This window comes from Aliiroseovarius subalbicans (assembly GCF_022678625.1).
GTDB lineage: Bacteria > Pseudomonadota > Alphaproteobacteria > Rhodobacterales > Rhodobacteraceae > Aliiroseovarius_A > Aliiroseovarius_A subalbicans.
On the sequence record NZ_JALBYQ010000003.1, the window covers coordinates 167654 to 186300 of the forward strand.

Annotated in this window: 21 protein-coding genes; 12 read left to right on the forward strand and 9 right to left on the reverse strand. The window is 62.2% G+C overall.

Annotation, left to right across the window (positions count from 1 at the left end; translation table 11 throughout):
- Positions 1–37: 37 nt before the first annotated feature.
- Entirely contained in the window at positions 38–544 is a 507-nt protein-coding gene (locus MN188_RS11190; RefSeq protein WP_242109140.1) for a hydrolase, read from the reverse strand.
- 73 nt (positions 545–617) lie between these two features.
- Here MN188_RS11190 and mtgA point away from each other — a divergent pair, with 73 nt between their 5' ends.
- From mtgA to queG, 3 genes are read left to right on the forward strand one after another with little or no spacing between them, the layout of a single operon-like run.
- A complete protein-coding gene (gene mtgA / locus MN188_RS11195) occupies positions 618–1382 on the forward strand; it encodes a monofunctional biosynthetic peptidoglycan transglycosylase (protein WP_420838979.1) in 765 nt (254 codons plus the stop codon).
- A gap of 57 nt (positions 1383–1439) precedes the next feature.
- Positions 1440–2105 (forward strand): FtsZ-binding protein FzlA, encoded by a 666-nt coding sequence (fzlA, locus tag MN188_RS11200; RefSeq protein WP_242109142.1) that lies wholly within the window; start codon positions 1440–1442, stop codon positions 2103–2105.
- Positions 2102–3139: a tRNA epoxyqueuosine(34) reductase QueG gene (queG, locus tag MN188_RS11205; RefSeq protein ID WP_242109143.1), complete on the forward strand. Its 1038-nt coding sequence runs from the start codon at positions 2102–2104 to the stop codon at positions 3137–3139. Before fzlA ends, queG begins: the two co-directional genes overlap by 4 nt.
- Here queG and MN188_RS11210 read toward each other — a convergent pair.
- Both MN188_RS11210 and MN188_RS11215 read right to left on the reverse strand, forming a co-directional pair.
- On the reverse strand, positions 3130–3534 hold the full coding sequence (locus tag MN188_RS11210; protein ID WP_242109144.1) for a hypothetical protein: 405 nt from the start codon (positions 3532–3534) through the stop codon (positions 3130–3132). The genes queG and MN188_RS11210 overlap by 10 nt on opposite strands.
- 246 nt (positions 3535–3780) lie before the next feature.
- The gene (locus MN188_RS11215; RefSeq protein WP_242109145.1) at positions 3781–4647 is read right to left on the reverse strand and encodes a branched-chain amino acid aminotransferase; all 867 of its coding nucleotides are present in this window, start codon (positions 4645–4647) and stop codon (positions 3781–3783) included.
- 178 nt (positions 4648–4825) lie between these two features.
- On the opposite strand from MN188_RS11215, the gene MN188_RS11220 reads away from it, so the two are divergent.
- From MN188_RS11220 to MN188_RS11250, 7 genes are all read left to right on the forward strand, one after another.
- Positions 4826–5329 carry a MarR family winged helix-turn-helix transcriptional regulator gene (locus tag MN188_RS11220; protein ID WP_242109146.1) on the forward strand — a complete coding sequence of 168 codons (504 nt, stop codon included), beginning with the start codon at positions 4826–4828 and terminating at the stop codon, positions 5327–5329.
- Positions 5326–6027, forward strand: coding sequence for a response regulator (locus MN188_RS11225; protein WP_242109147.1), 702 nt, complete (start codon positions 5326–5328; stop codon positions 6025–6027). Before MN188_RS11220 ends, MN188_RS11225 begins: the two co-directional genes overlap by 4 nt.
- Positions 6028–6076: 49 nt before the next feature.
- Complete coding sequence (locus tag MN188_RS11230; protein ID WP_242109148.1) at positions 6077–7012, forward strand: histone deacetylase family protein; 936 nt, start codon at positions 6077–6079, stop codon at positions 7010–7012.
- Positions 7009–7251, forward strand: a complete 243-nt coding sequence (locus MN188_RS11235) for an exodeoxyribonuclease VII small subunit (protein WP_242109150.1) — start codon at positions 7009–7011, stop codon at positions 7249–7251. Before MN188_RS11230 ends, MN188_RS11235 begins: the two co-directional genes overlap by 4 nt.
- On the forward strand, positions 7251–8105 hold the full coding sequence (locus MN188_RS11240) for a polyprenyl synthetase family protein (RefSeq protein WP_242109152.1): 855 nt from the start codon (positions 7251–7253) through the stop codon (positions 8103–8105). The genes MN188_RS11235 and MN188_RS11240 overlap by 1 nt, the downstream gene beginning before the upstream one ends.
- An 18-nt stretch (positions 8106–8123) precedes the next feature.
- Positions 8124–10052, forward strand: a complete 1929-nt coding sequence (gene dxs, locus MN188_RS11245) for a 1-deoxy-D-xylulose-5-phosphate synthase (RefSeq protein ID WP_242109153.1) — start codon at positions 8124–8126, stop codon at positions 10050–10052.
- Positions 10053–10166: 114 nt separating this feature from the next.
- On the forward strand, positions 10167–10367 hold the full coding sequence (locus MN188_RS11250) for a hypothetical protein (RefSeq protein ID WP_242109154.1): 201 nt from the start codon (positions 10167–10169) through the stop codon (positions 10365–10367).
- A 3-nt stretch (positions 10368–10370) separates the two neighbouring features.
- Here MN188_RS11250 and MN188_RS11255 read toward each other — a convergent pair whose 3' ends face one another.
- Positions 10371–11189 (reverse strand): SDR family oxidoreductase, encoded by an 819-nt coding sequence (locus MN188_RS11255; protein WP_242109155.1) that lies wholly within the window; start codon positions 11187–11189, stop codon positions 10371–10373.
- A gap of 62 nt (positions 11190–11251) precedes the next feature.
- On the opposite strand from MN188_RS11255, the gene MN188_RS11260 reads away from it, so the two are divergent.
- Positions 11252–11878 carry a class I SAM-dependent DNA methyltransferase gene (locus tag MN188_RS11260; RefSeq protein WP_242109156.1) on the forward strand — a complete coding sequence of 209 codons (627 nt, stop codon included), beginning with the start codon at positions 11252–11254 and terminating at the stop codon, positions 11876–11878.
- A gap of 3 nt (positions 11879–11881) precedes the next feature.
- Here MN188_RS11260 and MN188_RS11265 read toward each other — a convergent pair whose 3' ends face one another.
- From MN188_RS11265 to MN188_RS11275, 3 genes are read right to left on the reverse strand one after another with little or no spacing between them, the layout of a single operon-like run.
- Positions 11882–12664: a carnitinyl-CoA dehydratase gene (locus tag MN188_RS11265; protein WP_242109157.1), complete on the reverse strand. Its 783-nt coding sequence runs from the start codon at positions 12662–12664 to the stop codon at positions 11882–11884.
- Positions 12657–14669 carry an acetate--CoA ligase family protein gene (locus MN188_RS11270; protein ID WP_242109158.1) on the reverse strand — a complete coding sequence of 671 codons (2013 nt, stop codon included), beginning with the start codon at positions 14667–14669 and terminating at the stop codon, positions 12657–12659. The genes MN188_RS11265 and MN188_RS11270 overlap by 8 nt, the downstream gene beginning before the upstream one ends.
- On the reverse strand, positions 14662–15822 hold the full coding sequence (locus MN188_RS11275) for an acyl-CoA dehydrogenase family protein (protein ID WP_242109159.1): 1161 nt from the start codon (positions 15820–15822) through the stop codon (positions 14662–14664). The genes MN188_RS11270 and MN188_RS11275 overlap by 8 nt, the downstream gene beginning before the upstream one ends.
- A gap of 76 nt (positions 15823–15898) precedes the next feature.
- Between MN188_RS11275 and MN188_RS11280 the strand changes: the two genes are divergently transcribed.
- Positions 15899–16840 (forward strand): GlxA family transcriptional regulator, encoded by a 942-nt coding sequence (locus tag MN188_RS11280; protein ID WP_242109160.1) that lies wholly within the window; start codon positions 15899–15901, stop codon positions 16838–16840.
- Between the two features lie 3 nt (positions 16841–16843).
- Here MN188_RS11280 and MN188_RS11285 read toward each other — a convergent pair whose 3' ends face one another.
- Both MN188_RS11285 and MN188_RS11290 read right to left on the reverse strand, forming a co-directional pair.
- Complete coding sequence (locus MN188_RS11285) at positions 16844–17815, reverse strand: sterol desaturase family protein (RefSeq protein ID WP_242109161.1); 972 nt, start codon at positions 17813–17815, stop codon at positions 16844–16846.
- Positions 17805–18560: a class II aldolase and adducin N-terminal domain-containing protein gene (locus MN188_RS11290; protein WP_242109162.1), complete on the reverse strand. Its 756-nt coding sequence runs from the start codon at positions 18558–18560 to the stop codon at positions 17805–17807. Before MN188_RS11290 ends, MN188_RS11285 begins: the two co-directional genes overlap by 11 nt.
- Positions 18561–18647: the final 87 nt, after the last annotated feature.

Consider the following 18647-nt stretch of genomic DNA (forward strand, 5'->3'; position numbering starts at 1 on the left):
ACACAAAGCGGCGGCCTGATCGGGCCGCCGTTTTTCGTTACAACTCAGCCACCCCGACGACGTAGTTCTTGCCGTAGACCTTCGCGCATTTCGGGCAGGTCGTGTAGAAGAACCAGACCTTGGCGTTCGCGGTGCCCCGTTTGGCCGCCTCGGCCTGCATGGCGTAGTGCCAGTGCTTTGCGTCGCGATACGGACCTTCGAACACCTTGGTGAAGAAGTCGCCCGACAGCGTCACCATCTCTTCCCCCTCAAGCGGCTCTTCGGTGGCAAACAAGTGTTCCGCCCGCCACGGGGTTTCTTCGCGGCTGAGCACGATGAAGTTATCTTCGCCATAACCGCCGTGTGCGTCGATCTTCCCCAACACGCGGGAAAACACCGACCCCATGTTGACGGGGATATGCATCACAGATCGCGTTTCGGCGCGAGCAAAGCTTTTGCCTTCAAAATGCAACAGCGCGTCCTCCCAACTTTCGGTGTGGAAACGCGGGCAACATCCGGTGGGATTGTCACTCATGTCATAGCGCGGCAAGGCGTTGGTTCTCATGGCAAACCCTCCTTTCCATGCGCCCAGTATACCACCCTCGCGAACCTCGCACCTTGACCAGGACCGGGTCGGCATGGTCATTGAACCCGTGGCAAAGACAGCGAAGAAGAAACCCCCCGCGAAAAAGCGATCGCCGCGCGAGGCACTGACCGCGACACGGCGGTTTCGACCCGTGCGCTGGATGCTGCGCCAGATCAGGCGTGTGCTGCTTCTGTTGATCGGCATCTTCGCCCTGGCGATCAGCGCCTATGTCTTCGTAAACCCACCCACCACGATTTATATGACCCAAGAAAGCCGTCGCTTGGGTGGGATCGACCACCATTGGGTGCCGTTGGAGGACATCGCGCCGGTCATGGCGCGTTCGGCCGTTGCCGCCGAGGATGCGAATTTCTGCACCCATTGGGGCTTTGACATGAGCGCGATCCGGGATGCGATCGAAGGTGGCGGCAATCGCGGCGCGTCGACGATCAGCCAGCAGGTGGTGAAAAACACCTATCTGTGGCACGGGCGGTCCTGGGCGCGCAAGGCGCTTGAGGCGTTGATCACCCCGGCAATGGAGCTGGTCTGGACCAAACGCCGGATCATCGAGGTTTACCTGAACGTGGCGGAATTCGACGAAGGCGTGTTTGGCGTCGAAGCCGCCGCGCGACATTATTTCGGGATCGGGCCCGAGCAGCTGTCCCCGATCCAGGCTGCGCGCCTGGCCGCTATCCTGCCGGACCCCAAAGGGCGCTCGGCCTCGCGCCCCACTGGGTTTGTCAAACGCCGGGCGGCAAGTATCCGCGACGGGGCGGCAACGATCCGTGCAGATGGTCGCGCATCCTGTTTCGAGGATTGATCCCACGCCCGCCATGCGGCAATACGGGGGGCAAGCACCACCATTTGTGATAGAGCCATGAACCGTCTGTTCCACGTCCCCCTGTCCCCGTTCTGCCGCAAGGTCCGCCTGTCGCTGGCCGAAAAGAAGATCGAGGTCGAGTTGGTTGAGGAACGATACTGGGAAAAAGGCCCCGAATTTCTGCGCCGAAACCCGGCCGGAAAGGTCCCGATCCTGAAGATGGCCGGAAAGACCCTGACCGAAAGCGCGGCGATCTGCGAATACATCGAAGACATGCACCCGACCCCGGCGCTGATGCCGGCCGACCCCGAAGGCCGGTATGAAGTGCGCCGCCTGGTCACCTGGTTTGACGACAAGTTCCACCAAGAGGTCACCTCAAAACTGCTCTATGAGCGGGTGAACAAAAAGGTGATGGGCCAAGGATACCCGGATTCGACCGCCGTGAAAGCCGGCGCCAAGGCCATCAAGTATCACCTGGACTATATGGGCTGGCTGCTGGACCTGCGCCGTTGGCTGGCAGGCGATCAGATGACGCTGGCCGATTTCGCCGCCGCCGCGCATCTGTCGTCACTGGACTACATCAGCGACGTGGATTGGACCCGGAACGAAAACGTGCGCGAATGGTATGCCAAGATCAAATCGCGCCCCGCGTTCCGCTCGATCCTGGCCGACCATGTCTCCGGCTTCCCGCCGCCCGCGCATTACGCGGACCTTGATTTTTGAGCACAAACGCCAAATCCGCCATCATTGACAAGGCCCTTGCGGAGGGGTTTGCCAGCGCCGGGATCTGCCGCCCGGATGCGGTGCCCGAAATCGCCGCGCGGCTTGAGGCCTTCGTGGCCGAGGGCATGCATGGCGACATGTCCTGGATGGGCGACCGCATGCATTGGCGCGGCAACCCGGCAGCGCTGTGGCCCGAGGCACGCTCGGTCATCATGCTGGCCGAACCCTATACCCCCGACCATGACCCGCGCGATGTGTTGGCCCTGCGCGATCGCGGCGCGATCAGCGTCTATGCGCAGAACCGCGATTACCATGACATCGTCAAGAAACGGCTGAAGCGGGTCGGGCGCTGGATGGTCGATACCTATGGGTGTGACATCAAGGTGTTCGTGGACACCGCCCCAGTGATGGAAAAACCGCTGGCCCAGGCCGCCGGGTTGGGTTGGCAGGGCAAGCACACCAACCTGCTGTCGCGCGATTTGGGCAGCTGGTTCTTTCTGGGCGCGATTTTCACCACGCTGGAATTACCGCCTGATACGCCAGAGCAGGAAAACTGCGGCAGTTGCACCGCCTGCCTGGACGCCTGCCCGACCGACGCCTTTCCAGCCCCGTTCCAGTTGGATGCACGGAAGTGTATTTCCTACCTCACGATTGAACACAAAGGCCCGGTCGACGAGGCTCTACGTCCGCTGCTGGGAAATCACATCTATGGCTGCGACGATTGCCTTGCCGCCTGCCCCTGGAACAAGTTCGCGGTGACAGCGCGCGAGCTTCGCTATGCCGCACGCGACGACCTGAAAGCGCCGCATCTGGCAGAGTTGTCCGTGCTGGACGACACCGCGTTTCGCGCGCTGTTTTCAGGCTCGCCGATTAAACGGTTGGGGCGGGATCGCTTCGTGCGAAATGTGCTCTATGCGATCGGGAACAGCAATGACGCCGGCTTGCGGACAAGTACGGCCCAATTGGTGAACGACCCCAGCCCGGTGGTCGCCGATGCCGCCCGCTGGGCGATGGCGCAGCTGGATCATTCATGAGGCGGCGGCACGGTCATGCGATAGGCTTCAACCGCTGCGGATATGCCATCTGCGGCGCGTGATTGTGGGAAAGGACCGACAGTCGACGGCCCGATCTGGTACGTCACCCAAGTTCCCGCCGCGCCGGTATCCTTGAACGCCACGCGCACATTCACACCCTTGGCCCGGAACGCGTTCATCAATGACGTCGCGAACACCCGCCGCGACACGCCGCCTGATCGACGGTCATCGAAACTGACCAGTGCGACAATTTCAAAGGCCTGCACATCGCCGGTCTCAAACGCTTGCAGGCTTTGCTGCGTGATGCCCAACGGCCGCACGGTCGGGTCGTTGGACAGGTAGTAATACAGCAGCGCGCCTGCTGTTGGCAGGACGATCACGGTGATCAGAATCATCAGATGAACCGCGCTTCGTTGCAAGACCATGGACTGCCCCCGTTTCACATGCCGTCACCTTACCGCCGCAAGGTTTAGGTTTCGTGAAGCCGGGCTGACCAATCTCTCGTCGCAGCCCTGGTCCTGTCGGCCCTGGCCACCTTCGGCATGTGCGCCTTCCAAAAACGACGCGGCGGCGCCGATCCTCATCGCCGCCGCCGTTTTCGGGATCATTCTGGTCCTTTGCCGGACGCTTCTGGCCTTGGCCTAGGCGCGCACCAGCCGTTCATAGCTTTCCGAGATGTCGCGGGTCAGCGCGCCGACCTCGAACATGTATTCCCCGATCTGCCCCACCGGCGTGACCTCGGCGGCCGACCCGGTCAGCCAGCATTGTTCGAAATCCGCCAGCTCTTCTGGCATGATGTAACGTTCGTGAACGGTCACGCCCTTTTCCTTCAGCATCTTGATGACGGTCTGACGAGTCAGGCCGTTCAGGATCGCGTCGGGCAGCGGCGTGTGCACCTCTCCGTCCTTCACAAAGAAGATGTTGGCACCGGTCGCCTCGGCGACATAGCCGCGGTAATCCATGAACATGGCATCCGAACAGCCCTTCGCCTCGGCCGCGTGTTTCGAGATCGTGCAGATCATGTAAAGCCCGGCGGCCTTGGCGGCGGTGGGAATGGTTTCCGGTGACGGGCGCTTCCATTTGGCGATGTCGAGCTTGGCGCCCTTCATCTTGGCATCGCCATAATAATTGCCCCATTCCCAGGCGGCCACGGCCATGCGAACCGGGTTCTTGGCCGACGCGACACCCATGTCTTCGCCAGCCCCGCGAAACGCAACCACGCGCACATAGGCGTTGGTCAACCCGTTGGCATCCAGCACCGCGCGCTTGGCTTCTTCGATCTGATCGACGGTCCACGGGATTTCCATGTCGATCAGTTCACCCGATTTCAGCAGGCGTTCGGAATGCTTGCGGCTAAGGAAGATCTTGCCGTCATAACACCGCTCGCCCTCGAACACCGACGAGGCATAGTGCAGCGCGTGCGTCAGGATGTGCACGTTGGCGTCACGCCAATCGATCAGCTTGCCATCCATCCAGATCTTGCCGTCGCGGTCATCATATCCACTCATGGCCCTGTTCCTTTCTACACGTGACCCTGCGGTCAGATTTGCATTTGTTGCGTCAATAAGGTCCGGTTCGGACATTAAATTGCGCCAAAACTGAAAATCGCTACCAATTGATTCTTGGAAAGTCAACAAGGCTGACATAAAATCAAACCGTGAAACATGAATTGTGATCGGACGCAGTATGAATGACGGGCGGGCACCGGGCGGGCAGGCGCTTCTTTTCCTCACGGATGAACAATTGCGCAAAGGGATCGAGGCGATGTTCTTTGCCTATCGTGGATTTACCGCCGACCCCGATCGCATCCTGGACGAACGGGGCTACGGCCGGGCGCATCACCGCGCGGTGCATTTCATCAGCCGGACATCGGGCACCACGGTGAACAACCTCTTGTCGATCCTGGGCGTCACCAAGCAAAGCCTGAACCGCGTGCTTCGTACGTTGATCGAAGACGGGCTGGTCGAAAGCCGGGTCGGCAAGCGCGACAAGCGAGAACGCAACCTTTTCCTGACCGACGCCGGGGAGGAGCTGGAACGCGCCCTGTCGGACGCCCAGCGCGAGCGCATGAAAGCGGCTTATCGCGAAGCCGGGCCCGAAGCGGTGCAGGGCTTTCGTGCCGTACTGGAGGCGATGATGGACCCCGAGCTACGCCGCCGCTTTAACCGCCTGAAGGATGATGTGTCATGAGCGACGGAACCGACGCCCACCTTCTGATCGTCGATGACGATGAACGCATCCGCGGGTTGCTTCAGAAATTCCTGATGCGCGCCGGGTTTTGGGTCTCCTCAGCCCGTGACGCCGCCCACGCGCGCCGCCTGCTGGACGGGCTGGAATTCGACCTGATCGTGATGGACGTGATGATGCCGGGCGAGGACGGGATCAGTCTGACCAGGTCCCTGCGTGACCAGATCGCCACGCCGATCCTGCTCTTGACCGCCAAGGGCGACACGGAAGATCGTATCAAAGGGCTGGAGGCCGGCGCCGACGATTATCTGGCAAAACCCTTTGAACCGAAAGAGCTGCTGCTCCGTATCAACGCCATCCTGCGCCGGGTGCCACAGGTCGCCGCCGATGTCGCGCCGAAGATGCTGCAACTGGGGCCGGTGCGCTATGATGTCGAACGCGGGGAATTGTGGGCGGGCGAGGATCTGGTGCGCCTGACTGCCACCGAAAGCCAGCTGATGAAGATCTTCTCGGCCACGCCGGGGGAACCTGTCACACGCGCGGATCTGGTCGAACAACTTGGTCGGTCGGAAGGTCAAGCTCAGGACCGGGCGGTGGACGTGCAGATCACCCGCCTGCGCCGCAAGATCGAGACCGATCCGAAACAGCCGCGATACCTGCAAACGGTGCGCGGCGCGGGCTATATGCTGGCCCCTGATTGACCTACCGTCTTCCCTTGTTGCCCCGTCGGAATTGGCCTAGCGTCCGCGCATGACAACTGCGCTTTTTACCCACCCCGCCTGCCTGAACCATGTGAACCCGCCCGGCCACCCGGAGCAGGTTGCCCGCCTTGAGGCGATCGAGGCCGCGCTGGCCGCCCCCGACTTCGACACACTGGATCGGCGTGAGGCGCCGCTGGGCGCGCTGGCCGAAATCCGGCGCGGGCATTCCAAGCTCTATTACGACAAGATCGTTGCTGCCTCCCCGAAAGAGGGCTGGACCCAGCTGGACGCCGATACCTCGTTGTCGCCCGGGTCGCTGGACGCGGCGCTGTTTGCCGTCGGTGGCTGTCTTGCTGCGGTCGATGCGGTTCTGGATGGCGAGGCGCAAAACGCCTTCGTTGCCTGTCGCCCGCCCGGCCACCACGCCGAAAAGGCCCGCCCGATGGGGTTTTGCCTGTTTTCCAACGTCGCCATCGCGGCGCTTCATGCGATCGAGTTTCACGGCCTCATGCGCGTGACCGTGTTGGATTTCGACGTGCATCACGGCAATGGCACCCAGGATGTGTTGTGGCACGAAAGCCGGATCAAATTCGCCTCGTCGCACCAGATGCCGCTGTTTCCCGGAACCGGCGGACCGCATCAGAAAGGCGCGTTCGGGCAGATCATCAACGTCCCGCTGGAGGAAGGCACCGGCGGCGAGGTGATGCGCGAGCTGTGGGACGAAAAGATCTTTCCGGCGATGCGCGAGTATGATCCGCAGCTGGTCATCGTTTCGGCCGGGTTCGACGCCCATTCGCGCGACCCGTTGGCGGGCCTGCATTGGGAAACCGAAGATTTCGCATGGCTGGCGCATCGCATCTGCGATCTGGCTGACGAATGCTGCGATGGCCGGGTGGTTTCGTCGCTTGAAGGGGGCTATGATCTGGACGCTTTGGCCGATAGCGTCGAAGCCTATGTCCGAGTCATGATGGAGCGGGGCGCATGAGCGATAAACCTGTGGAAGAGATGAGTTTTGAGGAAGCAATGCGCGCGCTGGAAGGCGTCGTGGGCCAGTTGGAGCGCGGCGATGTCGCGCTTGAGGACAGCATCACGCTGTACGAACGCGGCGCGGCCCTGAAAGCCCGCTGCGAGGCGAAGCTGAAAGAGGCCGAGGAAAAGGTCGCCGCGATCACGCTGGATGCAAGCGGCGTCCCCACCGGCACCACGCCCGTCGACGGCATGTGATGTTCACCCAGCGGCTGGATGATACCTCGGCCGCCGCGCGGGCCTGTCTCCATGGGGCGATCCATGCTGATGGTGCACTGGATGCGGCGATGCGCTATGCCACCAGTGGCGGCAAGGGGCTGCGCGCCTTTCTGGTGATGGAAACCGCCCGGTTGCATGGTGTCAGTGATGACGTTTCCGTATGGCCCGCCGCCGCAATCGAGGCGATCCACGCCTATTCTCTGGTGCATGACGACCTGCCCTGCATGGATGACGACGACCTGCGCCGGGGCCAGCCCACGGTGCATGTGAAATGGGACGAGGCCACGGCCGTTCTGGTCGGCGACGCGCTTCAGTCGCTGGCGTTTGAGCTGGTGACGCACGATACGGTGGGCCACGCCCGCGTGGCGCTGACCGCCACACTGGCCCGCGCGGCTGGGCAAGAAGGCATGGTGCACGGCCAGGCGCTGGACATTGCCGCCGAAACCGCAGGCCGCCCGCTGACGCTTGAGGAAATCACCGAGCTTCAGGCTGGAAAGACCGGTGCGCTGATCCGGTGGAGCGCCGAAGCTGGCGCGTTTCTGGCCGGGGCCGATCCCGCACCGATGAGCGCCTATGCCACCGCGCTGGGTCTGGCCTTCCAGATCGCCGATGACATTCTGGACGTCGAAGGCGACGCCACCGCCGTCGGCAAGGCCGTGGGCAAGGACGCGGATGCGGGCAAGGCGACCTTCGTGTCGCTTCTGGGACTGGACGGCGCCAAATCGCGCGCGCGCGCGTTGGTATCCGACGCTTGTGATGCCCTGTCCCCGTTCGGGTCGAACGCCGATACCTTGCGAGAAGCCGCCAATTTCGTTATCTCGCGGGACAAGTAACCGCCTTTGGAGGACAATATGTCCGACCGCCCCGTCACCCCGATCCTAGACCGCGTGCAAGCCCCCGCCGACATGAAGGCGCTGTCGGACCGCGAGCTGGCGCAGCTGGCGCACGAGGTGCGGGCCGAAACCATTTCCGCCGTGTCGGAAACCGGCGGGCATCTGGGGGCCGGTCTGGGCGTCGTGGAACTGACCGTCGCGCTGCACGCGATCTTTGACACCCCGCGCGACCGGCTGATCTGGGACGTGGGGCACCAATGTTACCCGCACAAAATCCTCACTGGTCGCCGCGACCGCATTCGCACCCTGCGCAGCAAAACGGGACTGAGCGGTTTCACCAAACGCACCGAAAGCCCGTTCGACCCGTTCGGTGCCGGGCATTCCTCGACCTCGATCAGCGCAGCACTGGGCTTTGCCGTTGCCCGCGACCTGGGCGGCGCGCCCGAACACGGGATCGGCGATGCGATCGCGGTGATCGGCGATGGCTCCATGTCCGCCGGCATGGCGTTCGAGGCGATGAACAACGCGGGTCACTTGGGCAAACGCCTGTTCGTGATCCTCAACGACAACGAGATGTCCATCGCGCCGCCGACTGGCGCACTGTCGTCCTATCTCTCGCGGCTTTATGCTGGCGAGCCGTTCCAGGAGATGAAAGCTGCCGCCAAAGGCGCGGTCAGCCTGTTGCCTGAACCGTTTCAGGAAGGCGCCCGCCGCGCCAAGGAAATGCTGAAGGGCATGACCGTCGGCGGCACCCTGTTCGAGGAACTGGGGTTTTCCTATGTCGGTCCGATCGACGGCCACGACATGGAGCAGCTTCTGAGCGTGTTGCGCACGGTTCACGACCGCGCCACCGGGCCGATGCTGATCCACGTGCTGACCAAAAAGGGCAAGGGCTATGGCCCGGCAGAGACCGCCGACGACAAGGGCCATGCCACTGCGAAATTCGACGTTCTGTCCGGCAAGCAGCACAAGGCACCCTCGAACGCGCCCAGCTATACCTCGGTGTTTGGCAAGGCGCTGGTCGATCTGGCCACCGAGGATGACAAAATCTGCGCCGTAACCGCCGCGATGCCCGATGGCACCGGGCTGGGCCAGATGCTGGACCGCTACCCGTCGCGCACCTTCGACGTGGGCATTGCCGAACAGCACGGCGTGACCTTCGCCGCCGCGCTGGCGGCGGGCGGAATGAAACCGTTCTGCGCGATGTATTCGACGTTTCTTCAACGTGGCTATGACCAGGTGGTGCATGACGTGGCGGTGCAGCGCCTGCCTGTGCGCTTTGCCATCGACCGCGCGGGCCTGGTAGGCGCCGACGGCGCGACCCATGCGGGCAGCTTTGACATCGCCTTCCTGGCCAACCTGCCCGACATCGTGGTGATGGCCGCCGCGGACGAGGCCGAGCTCATGCACATGGTCGCCACCGCCGCCAGCATCGACGACCGCCCCTCGGCCTTCCGCTATCCGCGCGGCGAAGGCGTTGGCGTTGACCTGCCTGACCGCGGCGAAGTGCTGGAGATAGGCAAGGGCCGGATGATCCGTGACGGCAGCCGCGTTGCGATCCTGTCGTTCGGCACGCGCCTGTCCGAGGTCGAAAGGGCGGCCGAGAAACTGGCAGCCAAGGGCATCACGCCAACCGTCGCCGACGCCCGGTTTGCCAAGCCACTGGACCGCGACATGATCCTGGCGCTTGCCGCCGATCACGAGGCGCTGATCACCATCGAAGAAGGTGCGGTGGGCGGATTCGGATCCCACGTCGCCCAGCTTCTGTCCGACGAAGGCGTGTTCGACGCGGGGCTGAAGTTCCGCTCCATGACCCTGCCCGACACGTTCATCGACCACGCCAGCCCGGCCGACATGTATGCCACCGCCGGCCTGTCAGCTGCAGATATCGAGGCGAAGGTGCTGGAGGTTTTGGGTGTCACGGCGATCGAAACCCGGCGCGCTTGACGTTTGTTTGCAACAGATAACAGGGAAAACCGGGGGAAAACCCGTAGGAACGTGGACTTTCCACGCGTTTTAACCTTTATCCACTCCAAAGTTTAACTCTTACGAGGCAAGACCATGAAAAAGTTTCTCCTGGCATCCGCGATCACCCTGACTGCCACCTCCGCCTTTGCTGGCGCGCTGAGCGACCCGATCGTCGAAGCAGACGTTATCGTGGAAGAGGCCGCAGGGTCCTCGACCGACGGCAGCTGGCTGGTCCCGGTGATGTTCCTCATCCTGCTGCTGTCGACCATGGGCAACAACGGTCCCCAGGGCTGATCTTCAGATCTCGGCTGCAAGCAAGGCGCGCAACCCGTCCTGATAGGTCGGGTAGCGCAAGACGACGCCCAGGTCTTCCTTGATCCGGTCGTTTTGCACACGTTTTGATTCCGCATAAAAACTGCGTGCCATGGCGGACATTTCCGCTGTGGCATAATCCTCTTTTGGCGGCAACGGCTGGCCCAAAAGCGTGGCTGCAAAGCCCAGCACATCTTCAGGTGGGGCAGCCAGGTCATCACAGACATTATAGACCGCGCCCGGACCAGGCCGCGCAATCGACGCCGCCAGCACCTGCGCGATGTCATCGACATGGATGCGCGAAAACACCTGACCCGGCTTGATGATCCGCCGCGCCGTACCCGCCCGCACTTTTGCAAACGGCCCACGCCCAGGGCCATAGATGCCCGCAAGCCGGAAGATGTGCAAAGGCAGCCCCAGGGCGCGCCACCCGGCTTCGGCCGCCACACGGTGGCGCCCACGCGGGGTTGAGGGGGTTAGGGGCGTTGCCTCATCCACCCAGCCCCCATTGTGGTCACCGTAAACCCCTGTGGTCGACAGATACCCAACCCAGTCGAACGTCTTGGCCGCGATCTTGTCGCCAAGTGCGCTCAGAACCGGATCCCCGTCAGCCGACGGGGCAATTGAGATCAGCAAGTGCGTGGCGCGCGCCAAGGCATCGGACATGTCCGTGCCCGGCCAACGCAAGGTTCCGTCCCGCCCGTTTCGGGTGGTTCCGATGACCTCCCACCCCTGCGCGCTCAGGCGCTCACCCAACGCACGCGACGTGTAGCCATAACCGAAAATCAGAAGCGTTTTACTCATAATAGACCCTGTTTTGCCGGAAAGCTCTTGATTTGACTGCGTCCCTGCCGCCTGATGGCAGCATGACCCAAGATGATGAGCTGAACAACGCCTATGCGTTGAAATCACCCGAGGACAACCGACGCCTCTATGCCCGGTGGGCCGACAGCTATGACAGCACCTTCGTGGCCGAGATGGATTATCAACTGCCGTTCCATGCCGCCGATGCCTTCGTGAAGGCGGGTGGACACGGGCCGGTGCTGGATGTCGGGGCGGGCACCGGGTTGGTGGGGGAACGATTGACTTCGCAGGGCGTGGGTCCGGTCGATGGCACCGATATTTCCCCGGAAATGCTGGCCGTTGCCGACGAAAAGAAGACCTATCGCTCCTTATTTGCCAGCGACATCACCCAGCCGATGGACGTGAAAGACGGCACGTATGCAGGGATCATCAGCGCGGGAACCTTTACCCTTGGCCATGTCGGACCAGATGCGTTCGATCAGCTGCTCCGCATCGCCGCCCCCGGCGCGCTGTTTGTGATCACAATTAACGGAGAGCATTTCGAAAGCGAAGGCTTCGCCGCGAAACTGGCCGCACTGCACAGCCAGATCCATGATCTGAAGCTGGTCCCTGTGCGATACTACGGCGCGAACGCCCAGGGCGATCACGCCAAGGACGAAGGCAAAATGGCCATTTTCCGCAAGGTTTAAGCCTTATTCGCCTTTCCAGACCGGGTCACGCTTTTCCGCAAAGGCGCGCGCGCCTTCCAGCTGATCGTCGCTGTCATACAGCACGTCAACACTGCGCAATTGCCGCTTGGTAATGCGATTCATCGCGTCCTGGAACTTGGCATCCTCAGCGTCGCGCACGATTTCCTTGATCGCGGCATAGACCAGAGGCGGACCACTGGCGAGCAGGCGGGCAAGCTCCCAGGCGCGGTCCATCAACTGGTCAGCCGGCAGAATTTCATTCACCAGCCCCCAGCGGTGCGCCTCGTCGGCATCGAACCAACGCCCTGTCAGCAGAAGCTCCATCGCGATGTGATAGGGAATTCGTTTCGGCAGCTTCACACTGGCCGCGTCTGCAACGGTGCCCGAGCGGATTTCGGGAAGCGCGAAACTGGCGTGATCGGCCGCAAGGATCATGTCCGCTGACAACGCCAGTTCCAGCCCGCCGCCACAGGCAATGCCGTTCACGGCGGCGATCACCGGTTTGTTCAGATCGCGCAGTTCCTGCAACCCACCAAACCCGCCGACACCATAGTCGCCATCCACCGCGTCCCCGTCAGCAGCCGCTTTCAGGTCCCAGCCGGGGCAAAAGAACTTGTCGCCGCCGCCAGTGATGATCGCCACCCGCAGGTCCGGGTCATCGCGAAAGTCGCGAAACACCTCGCCCATGCGACGGCTGGTCATCAGGTCAATTGCATTCGCTTTAGGGCGGTCCAGGGTCACATGCAGGATTGCGCCGTCGCGCTTTGTTTTCACAGGGTCAGTCATCGGGGGCCTCTTGGATCAGCGCATCTGCGGCCACCGCGCGGGTGGGGGTACAGATCAGCGGGTTCACTTCAACTTCTTCCACGCGGGACGCATTGGCAAGAACGTAAGCCTGCACCGCCGCAACCGCGTCCAGAATGCTGGCCAGATCCGCCGCGGGTGCACCGCGGTAGCCTGTCAGCAACTTCCACATTTTCAGGCGGGTTAGAGCCTGTTTGATCGCCTCAGGCGTCACCGGGACAAGCAACGAGACGCTGTCTTTCAACAGCTCGGTCAATGTGCCCCCGGCGGCGAGGGTCAACACGAAGCCATGCGCCGGGTCGCGGGTGATGCCGATCAAAAGCTCGGCCACTCCGTCAGCGACCATTTCCTCAACCAAAAAGCGCTCGGTCGGCATAACGGCTGCGGCTTGCGTGACGTCAGAGGCCGTCCGAAGGCCAAGCGCCACCGCGCCCGCTTCGGTCTTATGCGCGATCCCTTCGCCCTTCAGCGCGACGGGAAAGCCAACTTTTTCAGCCATCGTTGCCGGGTCAGGGCCGGATCGGCTTTGTGGCACGACAAGCCCGTGATCCGCCAACCGCGCCTTGGCCGCAGCCTCGGACAGGGTTTCGCCCTGGCGGTCAGCCCCCGGAAGACACAGCGGAACAGGCTCTGGCGCGCGGATCGCGGCGGCTGCCTCTGCGGCCTGGATGGCTTCATCCAGACCCAAAATTGGCACCACCCCGCCCGCAAGAAGCTGCTGTGATATCTCCTCAGGAAGGAGTTCGGGCAAGGTCGCGACCATGGCGACATTCGCCCCGGTCCGCGCCTTGGTCGCAATCGCCGCCTGCGTTGCACAAACCCAGTCGCCCGCATCGCAGCGATCGGTGCGCGGATAGTCGACAACAAGCATCGTCAGCGCCAGCGTTGGGTCGACAATGGCCGACCAGGCATCGGTCATCGCCTCCGTATCGCGCCAGATATATGTGTGGTAATCCAACGGGTTCGCCAGGGCGACCATCGGACCAAGCGCTTTGCCGAGCGCCTGCTTTTGGTGCGCGTTTAGCGGTGGAAATTCGACATTTCGCCCATGTGCAGTGTCCGCGGCCAGGCTTGCCTCCCCCCCGGAACAGGACACAGAGGCCAAGCGGTTTGACGGCAAAGGCCCGGTCACATGCAGCAACTTCAGCGTCTCGATCAGAGTGGGCAGACTGTGCACGCGGGGAATGCCCAAGCGGTCCAGAAACGCCTGCGCCCCGGCATCCCCACCCGCAAGCGACGCGGTGTGCGACACGGTCGCAGCCTGTGCCTGCGCGCTGCGCCCAACCTTCAACGCGATCAGCGGCACGCCCTTGTCATACACCTTGCGTGCTAAGGCCTCCCACGCCCGCAAATCGCCGAATCCTTCGACGTGCAGACCGATGGCCGTGACGCGCGGGTCATCCAATAGGCCGATGGCGATCTCGGCCTGCCCGGTCTGCGCCATGTTTCCGCAGGTTACAGTATAGGCCAATGGCAGGCCGCGTGCCTGCATGGTCAGGTTGATGGCGATATTTGAGCTTTGGGTAAGGATCGCCACCCCCCGCTCAACCGGTACGACACCGTGTTGATCGGGCCACAATAGCGCGCCGTCCAGCGCGTTGATGAAGCCATAACAATTGGGACCCAGGATCGGCATGTCGCCAGCGGCGGCTAAAAGCTCGGTCTGCAGGTCATGGCCCTGTGCGTCCTCGGCTGCGGCCTCGGAGAACCCGCTGGCAAAGCAGACCGCACCGCCCGCGCCCATGTCAGAAAGGACCTGAACCGCCTCAATCGTCGCGTGGCGATTGATGCCAATGAAGGCCGCGTCTGGCACGCCGGGAAGCGATTCCAGGGTGCGATAGACACCTTCTCCGCCTTTCGGGTGCACCCGCCAGACATCGCCGGAGAAGCCCATCTTGTGGCATTGCTTCACGACCTCTCCACACCAGGCACCGCCACCGATGACAACGATGCTGCACGGTCGGAACAGTCGGTTGAGCTTACGCACCGAGCGGCCTCAGAAGGTCACGGGCGATGATGTGGCGCTGGATCTCGCTGGTGCCATCCCAGATCCGTTCCACCCGCGCGTCGCGCCAGAAACGCTCCAACGGAAAATCGTCCATCAATCCCATACCGCCGTGCACCTGGATCGCAGCGTCGGTCACACGCGCCAGCATCTCGGACGCATAGAGCTTGGCCGAGGCGATTTCACGGTTTGAGGGAAGCCCTTTGTCCAGCCGATCAGCGGCGGCAAGGGTCAGAAGATCTGCCGCGTCAATCTCGGTGATCATGTCGGCGATCTGGAAACCGATGCCCTGGAATTTGCCAATCGGTTGACCGAATTGTTCACGCTGCGCGGCATAGTCCAGCGCATAGTCGAACACGCGCCGCGCCCGACCCACGCACATGGTCGCGACGGTGATTCGGGTGGCATAGAGCCAGGTGTTCATCACCTCAAACCCGCCATCGACCTCGCCCAGCACCTGCGCGTCAGGCAGGCGGCAATCGTCGAACTCCAGGATCATGTTCTTGTAGCCGCGATGCGACACCGACTTGTAGCCATCGCGCACGGTGAAGCCCGGGTGGCCGCGATCAACCAGAAACGTGGTGATGCGTTTTTTCGGCCCGCGCGGCGTGTGATCTTCGCCGGTGGCCACGAAAACGATGAAGAAATCCGCGTGATCCGCGCCCGAGATGAAATGCTTGGTGCCATTCAGCACCCAATCGCCACCATCGCGCACGGCGGAACACTTCATGCCGCGCACATCCGACCCGGCACCCGGTTCCGTCATCGCCAGCGCGTCCATCTTTTCGCCGCGCACGGCAGGCATGAGGTATCGGTCGACCTGATCCCCGTCGCAGGCCATCAGGATATTCTGCGGCCGCCCGAAAAAGTGGTTCAGCGCCATCGACCCACGTCCAAGCTCACGTTCGACAATGGCGAAATCCATGTGCGACAAGCCCGCACCGCCCACGCTTTCGGGGAAATTGCAGGCGTAAAATCCAAGGTCCAGCGTCTTTTGCTTGATCTCCTGCGCGATCTCGGCGGGGACTTCGCCGGTTCGTTCCACCAGATCCTCGTGCGGGTAAATCTCGTTCTCAACAAAGGATCGCACGGTCGCGGCGATCATTTCCTGTTCTTCGGTCAGGCCGTATTGCATGGGTCACATCCTGTTTGCGTGTCCGAACAGGCTGCCGTGACTTGCCCCCCGGTATCATGCAAGGTTAGTAATAATCATGCGATCTTGGGCAAAACAACACGCCGCACCGCAGCAGGTGGATGTGCTTCTGTTCGACGAATTCTCGGCCCTGTGTCTGGCAAACACGGTCGAGCCCTTGCGCGCGGCCAACGCGCTGGCGGGGCTTGACCTGTATCACTGGCGGTTCCTGACCCTTGATGGCGGGCCCGCGACGTCCTCCAGCGGGATGCAGGTCACGGCGCATGGGCGGGTGGGCGATTGTCGCGGTGACATGCTGATCGCCATGCCCAGTTACCGGTTTCAGGACCTCGCCGGCCCCACCGCCCGCTCACTGCGGGCCGCGTCAAAGCGCTGGCACACGATGGCGGGGTTCGACACCGGAAGTTGGCTGTTGGCCGCCGCCGGGCTGCTGGACGGCGCCCGCGCCACGATCCACTGGGAGGAGTTGGAGCAATTCGCCGAGGCATTTCCCGAGGTTGACGTTACCCGCGAACGCCATGTGATCGACGGCAATCGGGTCACATGCTCCGGCGCGCAGGCCGCGTTTGACCTGATGGTGGCCCTGATCGGACAGCGCCAGGGGCAAGCCTTGCGCCTTGAGGTCGCGACCCTGTTCATGAGCGCCGCCGCCGCCGGGCCGCAGGATGCCCCGCTGGCCCGCAACCGCTCTGTCGCGCGGGCGGTTAGCGAAATGCAGACCAATCTGGAACACCCGCTGACAATTCGCGAAATCGCCCGACGCGTGGGCCGGTCGCAAAAGGATCTTGAGGCCCGCGTGGCCCAGGAGCTGGGTGCCACGCCGCAGGCGATCTATCGCCGCCTACGCCTGATCTCGGCGCGCAAACTGGTGTTGGAAAGCGATCTTCCGGTGGCCGAGATTGCCTTGCGCGCCGGATATCAGGACGCCAGCGCCTTCACCCGGGCCTTTCGCGAAGAGTTCGGCCAAACCCCGCGGCAGATGCGTTTTCCGGTGCGTTAGAGCCTATTCATACATCTTCTTCTTGCGCGCGCGTGTGGCCTGCGTGGCCTCGGACGAGCCGTCATGGAAGGTGCCAAACCACCGGTCCCAGGGCATTTCCTGATTGCCATAGTTACACTCGTAAAACCGGTGATGCAGCTGGTGATAAAACGTGCCCAACGCCAACCGCCGCTTGTCGCGGATCAACAGGTCTTCGTAACCCGTGTGGGTCATCGCAGCCCCCGGCCCCTGATAGAAAACGTGGAAAATCAGATGAATTGGATGGCTGGCCACGACCCAGTGCAGGCACAGGGTGGTCAGGTAAATGAAATGCTCAACCGGATGCATGGAAAACCCGCTCCACGGTCCGATGTTCACGTTCCGGTGGTGTAGGGAATGCACGCGTTTGTACAGAAACGGCACATGCAACAGGCGGTGCACCCAATAGAAATGAAACGCGGACCAGATCGGGATCAGCACCAGAAACGCAACGAACCAGACCGGGTTAGACCCCAGCGTGATCATCGGCGTATACCCGTTCGCCATCAGCCACATGGTCACGATCTGAAACAGGGTCAGTTGCGCGACACCCGATCCCAACGACCAGAACATGTTGTCATGAACCTGGTTCTTGAAATTCCACAGTCGGTTGCCCCTCGCCTGATCACGAGGATCGAATTTCAGGGTCTTTCCCTGCCCTTTTCGCATGTAGAAATACAAATGCAGCCCCCCGGCAGAGGCGATCATGATGCCCATGTTGACCAGCCAGACCTGCAAAACCCAGCCAAAGGCGAAGCTTTGCGCCGTTTCCAGTGACGGATAGAGCAAATACCACGCCGCGACGGCCAGGATCAGCAAGATCACACGTTCCGACAGGGTCAGCCAGTTGCGCGCAAACCAGCGGACCAGAAACCCGGGATCGGGCGGCCATTTGAAGATCGAAGGATCGTCCAACGGCAGCTCCGGGTGGTAATTCCACTCCTTGCTACTGGGCATAGTCCGACCCCTCATCGTCCAGGATCGCCTTGAGCTCGGCCAGATGCCGCACATCCTGCTCTGGATAGCTTTCAAGCTCACGCGCTGTTTTCTCGGCGATGTCGTCGGGCAGCACGCGCAGGGGCTGGCCGGTTTGCAGCGCGCGGATATAGGTCTCGGCGGCGCGTTCGAAATAATACAGCCGATTGAACGTTTCGGCGACACTTGCACCAGTGACCATGACGCCGTGATTGCCCATGATCAGGGTCTTTTTCTGCGGGTCGGACAACAGCTCGGCGCAGCGTTCGCCTTCCTCTTCAAACGCCAGCCCGCCGTATTGATCGTCGATCACATAGCGGTTGAAGAACGTTGCACAATTCTGGTCGATTGGCGGCAGGCGACTGTCGGCCAGGGACGCCAGAACCGTGGCGTGAATCGAATGCACATGCATGGCGCAGCGGATGTGCGGACAGCGGCGGTGCAGCGATCCGTGCAGACCCCAGGCCGTCGGGTCCGGCGCATCGGAACCCGCCAACGTTCCCGGGTCATTCGCATCGAGAAACAGCAGGTTTGAGGCTCTAACCCTGCTGAAATGCACCTGGTTCGGATTCATCAGGAACTGTGTCCCATCATCATTCACGGCCAGTGAAAAGTGGTTGGCCACGCCTTCGTGCATGTTCAGTCGCGCGGTCCAGCGAAACGCGGCGGCCATGTCCACGCGCTCTTGCCAATGGTTCATGTTCGGTTGCAGGTCGGTAACGCTCATGTGCAATCTCCTTGTTGTCACAAGTTGGGCACGACGATCGCGACAGGGCTATCACAATCGCGACAGAGTTTCGGGCTTGCGCAAGAC

Excerpts from the sequence above, each read along its gene's own strand:
- dxs (WP_242109153.1), top strand. The coding sequence starts at position 8,124 with ATGTCCGACCGCCCCGTCACCCCGATCCTAGACCGCGTGCAAGCCCCC.
- MN188_RS11215 (WP_242109145.1), bottom strand. The coding sequence starts at position 4,647 with ATGAGTGGATATGATGACCGCGACGGCAAGATCTGGATGGATGGCAAG.
- MN188_RS11230 (WP_242109148.1), top strand. The coding sequence starts at position 6,077 with ATGACAACTGCGCTTTTTACCCACCCCGCCTGCCTGAACCATGTGAAC.
- mtgA (WP_420838979.1), top strand. The coding sequence starts at position 618 with ATGGTCATTGAACCCGTGGCAAAGACAGCGAAGAAGAAACCCCCCGCG.
- MN188_RS11265 (WP_242109157.1), bottom strand. The coding sequence starts at position 12,664 with ATGACTGACCCTGTGAAAACAAAGCGCGACGGCGCAATCCTGCATGTG.
- fzlA (WP_242109142.1), top strand. The coding sequence starts at position 1,440 with ATGAACCGTCTGTTCCACGTCCCCCTGTCCCCGTTCTGCCGCAAGGTC.
- MN188_RS11255 (WP_242109155.1), bottom strand. The coding sequence starts at position 11,189 with ATGAGTAAAACGCTTCTGATTTTCGGTTATGGCTACACGTCGCGTGCG.
- MN188_RS11210 (WP_242109144.1), bottom strand. The coding sequence starts at position 3,534 with ATGATTCTGATCACCGTGATCGTCCTGCCAACAGCAGGCGCGCTGCTG.
- MN188_RS11280 (WP_242109160.1), top strand. The coding sequence starts at position 15,899 with ATGCGATCTTGGGCAAAACAACACGCCGCACCGCAGCAGGTGGATGTG.
- MN188_RS11290 (WP_242109162.1), bottom strand. The coding sequence starts at position 18,560 with ATGAGCGTTACCGACCTGCAACCGAACATGAACCATTGGCAAGAGCGC.
- MN188_RS11275 (WP_242109159.1), bottom strand. The coding sequence starts at position 15,822 with ATGCAATACGGCCTGACCGAAGAACAGGAAATGATCGCCGCGACCGTG.
- MN188_RS11250 (WP_242109154.1), top strand. The coding sequence starts at position 10,167 with ATGAAAAAGTTTCTCCTGGCATCCGCGATCACCCTGACTGCCACCTCC.
- MN188_RS11225 (WP_242109147.1), top strand. The coding sequence starts at position 5,326 with ATGAGCGACGGAACCGACGCCCACCTTCTGATCGTCGATGACGATGAA.
- MN188_RS11190 (WP_242109140.1), bottom strand. The coding sequence starts at position 544 with ATGAGAACCAACGCCTTGCCGCGCTATGACATGAGTGACAATCCCACC.
- MN188_RS11240 (WP_242109152.1), top strand. The coding sequence starts at position 7,251 with ATGTTCACCCAGCGGCTGGATGATACCTCGGCCGCCGCGCGGGCCTGT.
- MN188_RS11220 (WP_242109146.1), top strand. The coding sequence starts at position 4,826 with ATGAATGACGGGCGGGCACCGGGCGGGCAGGCGCTTCTTTTCCTCACG.
- MN188_RS11235 (WP_242109150.1), top strand. The coding sequence starts at position 7,009 with ATGAGCGATAAACCTGTGGAAGAGATGAGTTTTGAGGAAGCAATGCGC.
- MN188_RS11260 (WP_242109156.1), top strand. The coding sequence starts at position 11,252 with ATGACCCAAGATGATGAGCTGAACAACGCCTATGCGTTGAAATCACCC.
- MN188_RS11285 (WP_242109161.1), bottom strand. The coding sequence starts at position 17,815 with ATGCCCAGTAGCAAGGAGTGGAATTACCACCCGGAGCTGCCGTTGGAC.